Annotated in this window: 9 protein-coding genes; 4 read left to right on the top strand and 5 right to left on the bottom strand. The window is 64.4% G+C overall.

Annotated elements, in window-relative coordinates:
• Nucleotides 1-9: 9 nt before the first annotated feature.
• Nucleotides 10-450, top strand: a complete 441-nt coding sequence (locus tag OKA05_RS05565) for a nucleoside deaminase (protein ID WP_264486120.1) — start codon at nt 10-12, stop codon at nt 448-450.
• 29 nt (nt 451-479) lie between these two features.
• On the opposite strand, the gene OKA05_RS05570 is transcribed toward OKA05_RS05565, so the two are convergent.
• Nucleotides 480-1,145: a metallophosphoesterase family protein gene (locus OKA05_RS05570; RefSeq protein ID WP_264486121.1), complete on the bottom strand. Its 666-nt coding sequence runs from the start codon at nt 1,143-1,145 to the stop codon at nt 480-482.
• A gap of 56 nt (nt 1,146-1,201) precedes the next feature.
• Between OKA05_RS05570 and OKA05_RS05575 the strand changes: the two genes are divergently transcribed.
• Nucleotides 1,202-2,218, top strand: coding sequence for a class I SAM-dependent methyltransferase (locus OKA05_RS05575; protein WP_264486122.1), 1,017 nt, complete (start codon nt 1,202-1,204; stop codon nt 2,216-2,218).
• Nucleotides 2,215-2,913 carry a pseudouridine synthase gene (locus tag OKA05_RS05580; protein ID WP_264486123.1) on the top strand — a complete coding sequence of 233 codons (699 nt, stop codon included), beginning with the start codon at nt 2,215-2,217 and terminating at the stop codon, nt 2,911-2,913. Before OKA05_RS05575 ends, OKA05_RS05580 begins: the two co-directional genes overlap by 4 nt.
• Before the next feature lie 110 nt (nt 2,914-3,023).
• Here OKA05_RS05580 and pabB read toward each other — a convergent pair whose 3' ends face one another.
• From pabB to OKA05_RS05600, 4 genes are all read right to left on the bottom strand, one after another.
• Nucleotides 3,024-4,277: an aminodeoxychorismate synthase component I gene (gene pabB / locus OKA05_RS05585; RefSeq protein WP_264486124.1), complete on the bottom strand. Its 1,254-nt coding sequence runs from the start codon at nt 4,275-4,277 to the stop codon at nt 3,024-3,026.
• Nucleotides 4,278-4,465: 188 nt separating this feature from the next.
• Complete coding sequence (locus OKA05_RS05590) at nt 4,466-5,356, bottom strand: alpha/beta hydrolase (RefSeq protein ID WP_264486125.1); 891 nt, start codon at nt 5,354-5,356, stop codon at nt 4,466-4,468.
• 64 nt (nt 5,357-5,420) lie between these two features.
• Nucleotides 5,421-6,065 (bottom strand): response regulator, encoded by a 645-nt coding sequence (locus tag OKA05_RS05595; RefSeq protein WP_264486126.1) that lies wholly within the window; start codon nt 6,063-6,065, stop codon nt 5,421-5,423.
• On the bottom strand, nt 6,062-9,019 hold the full coding sequence (locus OKA05_RS05600) for a sensor histidine kinase (protein ID WP_264486127.1): 2,958 nt from the start codon (nt 9,017-9,019) through the stop codon (nt 6,062-6,064). Before OKA05_RS05600 ends, OKA05_RS05595 begins: the two co-directional genes overlap by 4 nt.
• A 440-nt stretch (nt 9,020-9,459) precedes the next feature.
• Here OKA05_RS05600 and OKA05_RS05605 point away from each other — a divergent pair, with 440 nt between their 5' ends.
• Nucleotides 9,460-13,023 (top strand): hypothetical protein, encoded by a 3,564-nt coding sequence (locus OKA05_RS05605; RefSeq protein ID WP_264486128.1) that lies wholly within the window; start codon nt 9,460-9,462, stop codon nt 13,021-13,023.
• Nucleotides 13,024-13,094 lie beyond the last annotated feature (71 nt).

Below are 13,094 nucleotides of genomic sequence, written 5' to 3' on the forward strand. Positions count from 1 at the left end.
ACTAACGCCATGGATCCCTTTCTTCAAGCCGCCATCTCGGAGGCCGCCGCCGGCCTCTCCGAAGGCGGTATCCCCATCGGCAGTGTGCTCGTGCGGCAGGGTATCATCCTTGGCCGCGGGCACAACCGCCGGATGCAGCAGGGCAATCCCATCCTCCATGGCGAGATGGATGCCCTCCAGAATGCCGGCCGCCTGCCTGCCCACATCTATCGCGAGTGCACGCTCTACACCACGCTCTCGCCTTGCCCGATGTGCAGCGGTGCGATCCTGCTCTACGGCATCCCGCGGGTGATCATCGGCGAGAACCAGACCTTCATGGGCGAGGAGGAGCTGCTAAAGAGCCGCGGCGTCCAGATCGAGGTCGTGCAAAGCCCGAAGTGCGTGGACCTCATGCGCCGCTTCATCGAGGCGAATCCAACGGTGTGGAACGAGGATATCGGTGAGACGTGATCCATTTCGGGACCTGCCACTAGCGGTCATCAATCGTTCGGCCATGAGAACGAGCCGTCTTTACGGAACTCAAGTGTCAGGGCGCCGAACTCGGCGAGGCAGCGGAAGCGAGTACCCTTGAAGAAGAAATCGCGGCTGACGTGATGGTGGCCGAAGATCCATGCCTCCGGCCTGTGGTGGTCGAGCATCGCCTGCAACAGCGTGGCAGTGGAGGAAGGCGTAAAGAACAGCAATGCCATCGGCCCGCCCCCGGCGAACAGGCTCGCGGGACCATCGTGGGAAATCATCAGGCGTGGTCGCGCTTCGGCGTAGGCGTCGAAGGCAGCTTGCATTTGCGCGGCACTCAGTTCCTCCTCCGGCCACCAGTCGCGGCCTTCGATGCGCCATCCGCGATCGATGCTGAAGGCTCCCGAAACCCAGAAGATGCCGCGAGCGGTACCCCAGTCGCCGAGATAGCGTGGATCACGGCGACAGATCGCCGGATCGTCGTGATTGCCGCGGATGAACCGGAAGTCCTCGCGCTTCGTTACCTTTTCGCGGAAGGCCGTGGGTGATACGAACCCCGCGCCGAGGTCGCCGACTTGAATGACCGGATGCCCGGGTTTGGCCAGCCGCCGGAGATTCCCGTGGACATCGCCCTGGAAGGTCACTGACCCGGCGAGCGACTCCATCCAGCGGCAGGCATTGTCATTCATCTGTGGGGAGATTTCAGGCTTCGCAGGACCCATATCAAGCGTGCATCGTCCGCGGCGTGAGCCCCGCCTTGGAAACCCTGATGCTGCCATTTTCCCAAGGGGAGATCGCGGTGCCGTCGCGGGCCTTGTTCCTTGGCGCGGAGCCGCATCCGGATTTGAAGGATTGGCCACAGGTCACCGGTTGGCAGCCGCTCAAGCCGCTGGCGGACGCCTGGGAGAAGGCGGGCTTTGCCCGGGTGGACGAGCCCGTCGGCACGTGGCCGCTGGTGATGCTGCTGCCAGGCAAGTCGAAGGACGAGACGCTCGCGGCCCTCGCGAAGGCGCATGATTTGTTAGAAAACGGCGGCACGCTGGTGGTGGCGATGGCCAACACGGCGGGCGCGCAGCGCTTTGAGAAGGAGCTGGAGAAAGCGACCGGCAAGATCGCCACTCTCTCGAAACACAAGTGCCGCGTCTTTCATGCGGTGAAGGACGGCACTTGGGACGAGGGCTTGCTCGCGAGTTGGCGCGCGCTCGGTGAACCGCGGGAGGTGGACGGCTTCGTGGTGGAAGCGGGTGTCTTCAGCGCGGATCACATCGATCCCGGCTCGGCCTTGCTCGCGGCGAACTTGCCGAAGAGCCTGCGCGGTACGGTGGCCGATCTTGGCGCGGGCTGGGGCTATCTTTCCAAGGCGGTGGCCGATGGCTGCTCCGGCGTGAAGGCGATCCACCTGTTCGAGGCGGATGCACGGGCGCTGGCCTGTGCGCGCAAGAATCTCGGCGAAGGCAACTTCGAGTTTCACTGGCACGACGTGGCCGCCGGCCTGCCGGGGAAGTACGAGACGATCGTGAGCAACCCGCCCTTCCACACCGGGCAAACGTCCGACCTTTACTTGGGGAAGGCCTTTCTCCGCACCGCCGCCGCGGCGCTGCGCACCGGCGGACGATTGTTTCTGGTGGCGAACCGCCAGCTCCCCTACGAACCGGAACTCGAAGCGCTCGGATTGGTCTGGCGCAAGCCGCTCGAGAACGCCACCTACAAGCTCTTGTTCGCGGAGAAGCGGATGGGAACCACCAACGATTTCCGCAGATGAAGCTGGTCAAACTGCTCGCCAACCTCGGCTACGGCTCGCGCAGCCAGGTCGAAAGCCACCTCCGCAAGGGCGTGGTGACCGACATCCGCGGCCGGGTCCTCGGCACGAAGGATTTCCCGCCGCACGCCGAGATCCTCTTCAAGGGCGAACCACTCGATCATCCCGCGCCGCTCACGCTGATGTTCCACAAGCCCGCGGGCTATACGTGCAGCACGGAGGATCCCGGCGACACGATCTACGACCTGCTGCCGGTGCGCTACGCCCTGCGGAACCCGGTGCTTAGTCCGGTCGGCCGGCTCGACAAAGATACCACCGGCCTGCTGCTGATGACCGATGATGGCCAGCTCCTTCACCGGCTGATAAGCCCGAAGCACCACGTACCGAAAACCTATCAGGTCACGCTCGACCGGCCCTTGGAGGGGCACGAGGCCGCGCTCTTCTCCGGCGGCGAACTCATCCTGCGCGGCGAAGACAAGCCGCTGTTGCCTGCGGCGCTCGAGGTGCTTGGAGAAAAGGAAGCGCGGATCACCTTGGAGGAAGGACGTTATCACCAAGTGCGGCGGATGTTCGCCGCCGCGGGGAATCATGTCGTGGCGCTCAAGCGAGTGTCGATCGGCGGACTGGCCTTGCCTAATGACCTTGAGGAAGGGGAGTGGCGGATCCTGGGAAGTACGGAACTTGTCGTAGTTGGCTGACCTTGGCCGCATCATCTACCCAAGCCTCGTTCCCCTCCAGGACCGCTACGTGGTCGGGGAGCCGGCGCGGATCCCCGAAAACTGCGAGCAAAAGCCGCTTCCAGTTCATTTCAGCGCCGCGTGAACCGCTCCACCGCCAGCCGGATTCCGGCGGCCTTGTGCAGTGTCTCGTCGTATTCCTTCTCCGGATCCGAGTCGGCCACGATGCCGGCGCCGACGTGGTAGCTCAGCGTGTCGCCGTCACGGACCAGCGTGCGGATGACGATGTTGAACTGGCTTTCGCCGTGATAGCCGAGATAGCCGAGCGCGCCGCAATAGACGCCGCGCGGGACTTCTTCCAGCTCCGCGATGATCTCCATGGCGCGCTTCTTCGGCGCGCCCGTGATGCTGCCACCGGGAAAGCAGGCCGCCAGTGCCGCGGCGTGATCGACCTCGCTGCGCAGCCTGCCGGTCACGGTTGAGACGAGGTGGTGGACCTGTCCGAGCGTCTCGAGCTGGAGCATCTCAGCGACCTGCACGCTGCCGAATTCACAGACCTGGCCGAGGTCGTTGCGCAGCAGGTCGGTGATCATCACCAGCTCGGCGATCTCCTTCGGGCTGGTCTGGAGCTCGTAGGCGGACCGCCGGTCCTCATCGGGATCGGCGAAACGGGGGCGTGTGCCCTTGATCGGCCGCGTCTCGATCCCCCGGCCGGACAGCCGCAAGAAGGTTTCCGGCGACGACGACAGGATTTCCTTCCCGCCGAGCGAAAGGAAGGCCGCAAGCGGAGCAGGGGAGCATTCGCGCAGCGTCTCGTAGAGGCCATAGAGATGCGGTCCGCGGACCTCCGCCACGAACGCCTGGGACAGATTCACCTGATAGATGTCGCCCGCCGCGATCCACTCGTGGATGCATCGCACCGCATCGAGGAAAGTTTCCCGCTCCATCAAGGCGCGGAACGGCCCGATCTCGGGACGCGGCATCGGAGCCGGGCGACGTTCCGCCGAAAGCCGGCCAGTCTCGTGCCAGCGGCCGCTCCGGTGGTCATGGACCAGCATTTCCGGGAAATCTCCGAACACGAATTCGCCATCGTAGCCGATCCATCCGCACAGGCCGCCGAGCGGAAAGCCGCGGTCCGGCGCGGGCGAGGAAGCGCCCTTCGCCAGCGCTGCCCGAAGCTTCTCGCGATCCGCCGCCTCGTGGATCGAGCCGCTGAGCACCTCCCGCGGCCGGGCGGCGATGATCGAGACCGGCGCGCCGTAGCTGGCGGGCAGGTTTCCCGCTGTGTCGAAGAACACCAGCCCCGGCAGGTGCGCGAGCGAGGCAGCCACTTCCGCCGGCGTCAGGCCGTCGAGCGGGACAAGGGCGGTGGCGGCAGGGTCCACGCCGCGGAAGGTGGTCGCGTCCGGGCCGGAAGTCCAAGTCTCAAAATTGCCGAGAGGCTCGTTTTGAACCGGACGGCTCCCGAGCGACCTTCCGTAGGCGCGGTGGTGACGCCGCGGAAGCCACGAGCAAAGCGGGCTCCACCCTTGCTCCCGCGCTCTTACGAGCGCGCCTACCTACATTTCCGGGGTCAGCGCTTCAGCCAGGTGTCGAGCAAGGCCGGCCACGTCGCGAGGTCGCCCTTGCCCTTCAGTCCGTAGCCGTGGCCGCCCTTTTCGAAGCAGTGCAGGCTGACCGGCACGCCATTGGCCTTGCAGGCGGCGGCGAAGTCGAAGCTGTTGCGGCAGTCGACAAAATCATCCGCGGTGGTGAGCAGGAAGACCGGTGGCGTTTCCTTGCTCACCTGCTTTTCGGTCGAGCATTTCTCCATCATCTCCGGCGTCGGTGCTTTGCCTAACAGGTTGGTCCGGGACCCGCCGTGGGCATTCGGGCCCATGCTGATGACCGGGTAAACCAGGATCGAGAAATCCGGCCGGGCGCTGAGCTTGTCGATCTCGTCCTTGCCCTCCTCCGGGAAGGTGTCGGCGAAGCGCGTGGTGCAGAGGCTCGCGAGATGGCCGCCGGCGGAGGAACCCATCACGCCCACCTTCGCGGGGTCGACGCCCCACTCCTTGGCATTCGCGCGGACCGTGCGGATGGCGCGGCGGGCATCCAGGAACGGCACCGGAAACTGGTAGCCGAGCTCGGGCTTGCCGCTGACGCGGTACTTCACCACCACGCCGGTGATGCCGCGCTCGTTGAGCCATTTCGCGTAGTCGTGGCCCTCGTGGTTCATCGCGAGGATGCCGTAGCCGCCGCCGGGAAAGATGACCACCGCCTGCCCCGTGCGCTTCTCGGCGGGGGCGGGATGGACGATGTACTGGGGCACCTCAATGTCGCCGTAGCGCCAGCCGTCGGTGACGGTCTCCGAGCCCGCCGGCGGGCGCTTGGCACCGGGAGCCTCGCCGGGCCACAGGGGCTTCCAGTCATCGGCGGCGGAGAGGGCGGTCACGAGGCAGCAGAGCGCGAGCAGCGGTTTCATGGCGAGACCCGTTACCGATGTCAGCGCGGAGATGTTTCGGCAAGCCTGCGGGAGTGCCAGTCTTTTAGGATCCGCCGCCTTCCTGCATCCCCAGGAACTTCAGAGCCGCCTCGGTGCGGCAGCGGACGTGGAGCTTCTCGTAAATCTGCTTGAGGTGCCAGCGGACGGTCTCGACCCCCATCGACAATTGGTCTGCGATCTCCTTGTTGGCCAAACCTTTAGCGAGTCCCTGGAGGACCTCGGTTTCCCGGCGGGAGAGGCTGGTCGTTTCGGTGGAAGCTGCTGCGGCGGGTTTGCGGAATGACTCGACCACCTTGAGCGCGATCTCCGGCGTCATCGGCGCACCGCCGGCGAGGATCTCGCGGATCGCCTCGATGATGTCCTGCGGCTTGCTGCGCTTGAGGATGTAGCCGCTCGCGCCGGCCTTGAGAGCGTCGAAGATCTTGTCGCCGTCTTCATAGACCGTGAGGATGAGCACCCGCAGTTCGGGGAGCTGTTGCTTGAGCTTGGCGGTGCACTCGATGCCGGAAAGATTCGGCAAGTGAATGTCCATCATCACCAGGTCGGGCATCAGCTTCGGGATCCGCCGCAGGCCTTCCTCGCCCGTGGCGAAGCTGCCCACGCATTCGCAACCCGGGATCGACTCGACCAATTCGGCGAGGCTGGCGCGGACGGTCGTGTTGTCTTCGACGATGGCGATGCGGTTCATTTCGGGAGCGTGAGAGAGAGTGGAAGTTCGACGGCGACGACCGTGCCGGTAGCTGCGGGGGTGATTTGAACGGTGCCGCCCGCAGATTCCATGCGGCGTTGCATATTGAGCAAGCCGTTCCTTTCCGCCGCGGCGGCGGTGTCGGGATCGAAGCCCTTGCCATTGTCGGCGATGTCCACGAGCAGGCGGTTGTCCGTGAATCGCAGCGTCAACCCGACTTCGGTGGCACGCGAGTGCTTCATCGCGTTGTTCACGGCTTCGTTCACGGTCATCAGCAGGTGGTGGCGCTGTTGGGAGTCGAGCGTGCACTCGGGCAGGTCTTCGTCGACCTCCAGCCGGCAGCGGATGCCGGCGGCGGTGAGACTTTCCCGGACCCGAGAGCACAGGTAGTGGACGGTGGAGGAAAGCGTGTCGTTGTGCGGGTTGACGGTCCACACGATTTCATCGAGCGACTTCGCCATGTGGCGGGCACGTTCCACCATGCCGAGCACCTTGTCACGCGGCGGGCCTTCCTGCATCGCGCCGCCGGCCAGCGTGCCGAGGAAATTGATCTCGGTGAGGCTGGCGCCGAGGTCATCGTGCAGGTCGCGGGCGATGCGGGCGCGTTCCATTTCCACGCGACGTTCCTGGCGCAGCGCCTCGACCTTCCGTCGCAGCCGCCGTCGCGACCACTTGTAAACGACGAAGACCAGCGAGGTGACGGTGGCGACCATGGCGGCGAGCTGGAAGCCGAGGCGTTGCCAGAAGTACGGCTCCTGTCGTACTTGGATGGTGGCGGCTTTCGGACCCCACGACCCATCGCGCCCGGCGACCATGAGGTCGAAGCGGTAGTTGCCCGGCGGCAGCGACGCGTAGCTGACGGTGCGGGCACCCTCGATCTCCTGCCATCCCTCCTCCACGCCGTCCATCCGGCAGCGGAAGCGGACTCGCTCCGGAGCGACGAACTCCGCGGACGTGAAACGGATCCGCAGGGTCCCCGAACCCGGAGCGACCACGATGCCATCGCCCGCCGATGAAACACTCCGGTCCCACACGGTCCCATGGTCGGTGGCCGCGGACTCGATCCGCACCGAGGGCGCGCGCGGTGAGGTCGTGAAGTTCTTCGGATCCAGGTGGATGGCCCCGGAAGCGAGCGAGAACCACAGGGTGCCATCGCTCGCTTTCGCGCACAGGTTGCCGTGTTCGCCGCTGAATTGCGGCGTGGGCAGGCCGTCCTCGCGTCCGAGCCGGATGCCGGTGAGGCGCGTGCCGGATTCCAGTTCATCGCGCGAAACGCGCTGCAGGCCGGCCGCGCTGCCGAGCCAGAGATTCCTTCGTTCGTCTTCCTGGATCTGGACGATGGAGTCGCTGAGGAGGCCCTTTTCCATGCCCCAGCGGACCTGTTGACCGTCCTGATAGCGGACCAGGCCCTGGCCCAGCGTGCCGATCCAGAGCTCGCCAGCGCGTCCCTCTAACAGAGCGACCGCATTGAGCACGTCCTTGCCGTCCCCTTCCCCGGCGCGGTTCCACACGTTGCCCACCCGCCGCCACAGCCCGTGGGAACCGCACGCTGCCCAGACCTGACCCTTGCGGTCTTCGAGCACATCGTGGAAGGGAAGCTCGTGAGCGGAGGGTCCCTCAAAGGCAGGGTCAAACTTCCCGTCAGCCCAGCGCAACACGCCTGTCCCCTGGACGCCCGCCAGCAGCGTGCCGTCGTGCATCTCATGGAGCGCGGAGACTTCCTTGTCCGCCGCCGCAGCAGGCAATGCGATGGATTCCAAGGTGTCGCCGCGGATCTTCAGCAAGCCTTCGCGATAGGTGCCGGCCCAAAGTGTGCCATCGCCGGTGGCGCAGAGGGACCAGATCAGGCCCTTGCCCGGGAGCGCGAGTGAAGGAAATGCCGGCACGAAGCGGTCGTCGCGGTGGCGGAAGATCCCGCCCCCGTCCGTGCCCACCCACACCGTTCCGGCGCGATCGATCACCAGCGCCGAGGTGACCGTGCGTCCCAGCCCTTCCTTGGCCGCGTAGCTCTCAAACATCCGGCGGCGCAAGAGATCCAGGCCACCGCCATTGGTGCCCAGCCAGACTAGTCCCTCGTCATCGATCAGCAGCGAGCGCACATCATCCAGCGAGAGCTGCGTGGTCGAATCGATGGTCGACCACTTGCCATGGTCGAGCAGCATCACGCCGCGGTCACGGGTGGCGATCCATAGCACGCCATCCGGTCCGGTGGTGCAGACGAGATTTGCCCCGGGGCCGCCGGGCATGGAGTCGCCGAGGTTTTCCCAGCCGTCCTCGCTTTCGCGCAGCAGCAGGCCGGTGCCGCAGACGATCATGCGGCCCTGGGCATCGCGGCACAGGTCGCGCAGGTCGTAGCCGCTCCACGGGCCGGGCACCACGCGGGCAACTCCCGGCTGGTCCGGTGACCATCGGCAGAGATGACCGCGGGTCAGGATCCACAGCCCGCCGTAGCCATCGTCGAGGAACGACCGGGTGTCCGCGGGGATGTCACCGAGATCGACGCGGGTGGCCTTGCCCTGCGACCAGCGCCAGCACTCGGTATAGGTGCCGAGCCAGATCGAGCCGTCCTGAGCCTCGCCCAGCGAGTAGATTTGCTCGTTGGGAATTCCTTGGGGAATGAGCCATTTGCCGTTTTCGCGATAGGCGGCACCGCGCCGCGTGCCCACCCAGATCCGGCCGCTGCGGTCGAGGTGCAGCGAGTGGATCATCGTGTCCGGAAGGCCGTCGACGATCGAGTGCAGCTCGAAGCGCAGGCCGTCGAAACGCGCCACGCCGTTGCCGGTGGCGAGCCAGAGGAAGCCTTCGCGGTCCCGCACAACGCCATTGACCGAATTGCTCGGCAGGCCGTCGCCGGTTTGCCAGATGCGGTTCAAGTACGATGCGCCTCGTACTGGCGACCACCCGGTCAGGATGGCGGACAGCATGAGCAGCAGGCGGACGGATTTTCTTCCCATGCGGACAAACGGGTTACCCGGAATCTGGACTCGTTTCCGGGTCTCCGGCAATGGCTTCCAGCGAAGGGCCCCGCGGTCGAGACGATTCCGAGCGACCACTCCGAATGAGGGGGCGTCGCTTCCGGCGCAGCGCCTCGTTCACCCCGGAGGTCGTGGGACACCGGGGAGCCAAGCCCTTTCGGATTTGCGAAAGCGGTTCCAAGGTTTCTCACTCCCGATTTTTTTGGGTGCAATTTTATGCACAAAGAGCTTGCGCCCGACCGGGGCATTCGGGTAGGGAGTGCATTACCCAAGATTTGTATGACGACTTCCAATGGACTGGAGGTCGGTGGAGGAAGGCCAGAAAGCCCGCCGCCACGGCACCCAGTCCGATGATGCAATTTCAGGCAATCCAAAGTCCGCCACCGGCGGGAGACCTGACCAACCACCGACAACAACCCATGAAACCCTCCACCGTCTCGCCGCGTCCCTGCCGGACACTCGTGTTCCAAGCGTCATTGGCGCTTGGCCTCCTCGCCACCGTCCACGCCCTAGAATGGACGAAAGTGGATAACTTCGCCACCTATGCCATCGGAAGCAACATCAACGGCCAGGGAGGCTGGGTGGCGACAAACACCAACACGGCCCAGGTCGTGATCGATCCCGATCTGAACTACAACAAGGTGCTGCACCATCCGGCAACCGCCTCCAACACAGGAGTCGCCATCGCCCTCGCGGCAGGAAAAACGATCCCGAACAATTCCATCGGCACCCTTTTCCTGCGCGTTCGCAAGGGGAATACGACCCTCGACAATTCCTTCGGATTGAACCGCACCGGCGCGGCCAGCCCGGGCACTGCTGGCAACTTCGAAGTGATGGCTCAAATCGGTGGAACCGGATTTTTTCGCGGCCGCGACGGAGGAACGAACCAGCTTAATCCGGCTACCCAAATGGTCGTGCAACCGGCCACGTGGTACAAGGTATGGCTTGTCGCGAACAACGCCACGGCCAACGGTGACGACACTTGGAAGTATTTCATTCAAGGCCCAAACGATTCGTCGAAGATCGAGTTGGTGCCGCCTACCGCCAACGGTCCTTGGAATTTCCGGAATGGCACCGCGTTGTCTTTGATTGCCGTCCAACTGTTCTGCGCCAATGCAACGGGATCAATTTATTATGACGACATTTACATCGACAATTCCGGCGAGAATCTCGGCGACCCAACCGCCGTTGCCAATCCAGACACCGACGGAGACACCCTGAATGACGCGTGGGAGGACTTCCATTTCGGCAATCTCAGCCGTGACGGCACGGCCGATGCGGATACGAATGGCGGTGCCGACGGACTGACCGATCTGGAGGAATACATCGAGAAGACCGATCCCAACGACAGCGATACGGACAACGACCTGCTGAAAGACGGCGACGAAGTGGACGGCATCTCCAATCTGTGGAGCGGCGTGGCCTATGAGCGCACCAATCCGCTCGTCGTGGACTCCGACGGTGACGGGCTGACGGATTTCCAGGAAAATGGATCGCTCAATACGGCCTTCGGGAGTCAGGCGACCAATCCGAATGACGTGGACACCGATGACGACGGCCACACCGACCGGGCCGAGATCGTCTTCTACGGCACCAACCCGAACAACGCCGATAGTACGCCGATGCTGCTCAGCTTGATCAGCACGGACGTGCGGAACGGCAGCTTCGAACTGATGGGCCCGGCACCGGGCGTGCCAAATGCGGCGAAGGCGGAGAATTGGGACACCGATCCCGATGGCGATGTCCCCTATTGGAACTTGTGGACCGGCGAATCCACCGCCAGCGCGAACAGCGGGGCAGAGACCGGCGGGACGAATACTCACGGCATCAAGCACGCTTACATGGAAAATGGCAACGCCGCCTACAACCTCACCGACTACATCGTGGCCGCAGGGGACGTCATTGCTTTCAGCTACGATCATACTGGTTCGGGCAGCACGGTGCGCGGTGGACTTGTCTATAATTCCGGCACGGATCTGGCACCGGCCATCAGTCGCTTTCCTCTCGACCAGCAGGCCCTGACAGAGGTGACCAGCACGTCCTACCTGAACGGTCGCGGCAATATCTACGTGGTTCCCGCGGGGAGTCCCGCGATTGGCAAGAAGGTCGGCTTCGGCCTGAAATCGACGAGTGGATGGCCGTACGTTGACAAGGTGATACTGACCATCCCGGCAGCCGATGCGGATCACGATGGCCTTACCGACGATTGGGAAGACCAGTACTTCGGCAACGACGACGGTATCCCGACGACCGAGGAAATCGCGCTTTACGATTCGGACGACCAGGCACCGGACAACGACGGCTTCACCAACCTCGAGGAACAGGCGGCTGGCTCGAATCCCACCAATCCCAATTCCATTCCCGGCGACATCGACGCGGATGGACTCGCGGACTCCTGGGAACTTGCCTTCTTCCAGAGTCTTTCGAACCCGAACGGCGATCCCGGCGACGACCCGGATGGCGACCACGACACCAACGCGGTGGAGGAAGAACACGACAATAACCCGAACAACCGCGGGGACTTCTACAGCTCCACCGAGGACTCGGTGCCGGACTCATGGAAGGCCTTCCACGGCATCTCCAGCCAAACGGGCCTGGACGATCTGGAGCCCGGCGATCCGGTAGGTGACGGGCTGATCAACGGGGCGGAGTTCACCCACAACACCAATCCGAACCTCAGGGATACCGATGGCGACGGACTTGAGGACGGTGACGAGATCACTGCCGGGGCCAACCCGCTGGTACAGGATTCCGATGGGGATGGCCTGCTGGACGGAGAAGAAGGAGTGGACGAGGAAGAGCCGCGAAACACCCTCAGCCCGATCCTGGCGGACACCGATGGCGACAGCTTCAGCGACAAGTACGAGCTCGACCACGGCACCTATCCGAACGACGCGAACAGCTTCCCAACCCAGCCCACGGGCTTCTCGCTGGTGGAGGATTTCCAAGGTGCCGGGATGACTGTCGGACAGACCTTCAATGGCGTGAACGGTTGGTTCGCCACGATCAATGAGTGGGCCACCGTCGCTGCGGAACCCATCGCGGGCGGTGCCGATCAGGTCGGCTATCTGGTCAAGCCGGGCGCGGTCGGCTCGCCGCTGCGCAAATCGCTCGCGGACTCTGGCATCCAGATCCGCCAGGGTCAGACGGGCACGCTGTTCTTCCAACTCCGTTGCGCCAGTGCGGTCCTCGACCACAGCTTCGGTCTCAGTGACGTGGGGTCAGCGGCCGCAGGATTCGGGGACTTCGAGGCCCAGCTCATCGCTACCGCTGGCACGCTAAGGGTACGCGACGGAAACACCGCGCCGAACTTCTATGACAGTCTTCTTCCGTATCAGCCGGCTACGTGGATGAACATCTGGATGGTGGCGGACAACACCACCGATACCGTGCGGGTCTACTATCAACTGCCGGGCGGCTCGCAGACCGAGATCGTCAATCCGGCCAGCCCCTTCAACCCCTTCGACTTCCGCAACGGAGTGGCGGGGAACCCACTGAACAGCTTCCTCATCGTGGACAATGCTGCCGCGGGCAATCCGGTGTATATCGACAATATCTTCGTCGATCCCACCGCGACGAATCTCGCGATCCCCACCGGTGCCACCAAGCCGGGCTTGGGCGGATCGGACAGCGACAATGACGGCCTGCCGGACACGTGGGAGAATACCTACTTCTCCGGCCTCGGTCAGGGCGCGGCGGACGACTTCGAGCACGATGGCACGGACAACCTGACCGAGTTCCGGCTCGGCCTGATCCCGAACAACGGCTCCTCCCGCTTTGCCGCCATCCGTGGCAGCGGCGGAGCGATCCAGTGGCCGAGCGTGGAAGGCGTGACCTTCAAGATCGAACGCAGCACCACGCTGGGTGCGGGGTCGTGGTCCACGCTGCAACCGGCGTGGCCGGGCACCGCGGGTTCGGCCAGCTTCACCGATCCCGAGCCGCCGCCGGGCAGGGCCTTCTACAAGATCACGCTCAACCCCTGAGCGAGCTAACTCTCCATGGGCCAACGGGTGCCGGGAATCGCACGGGCGGTTCCCGGCTTTCTTGTTTTTCC

The organism is Luteolibacter arcticus, assembly GCF_025950235.1.
GTDB classification, from domain to species: domain Bacteria; phylum Verrucomicrobiota; class Verrucomicrobiia; order Verrucomicrobiales; family Akkermansiaceae; genus Haloferula; species Haloferula arctica.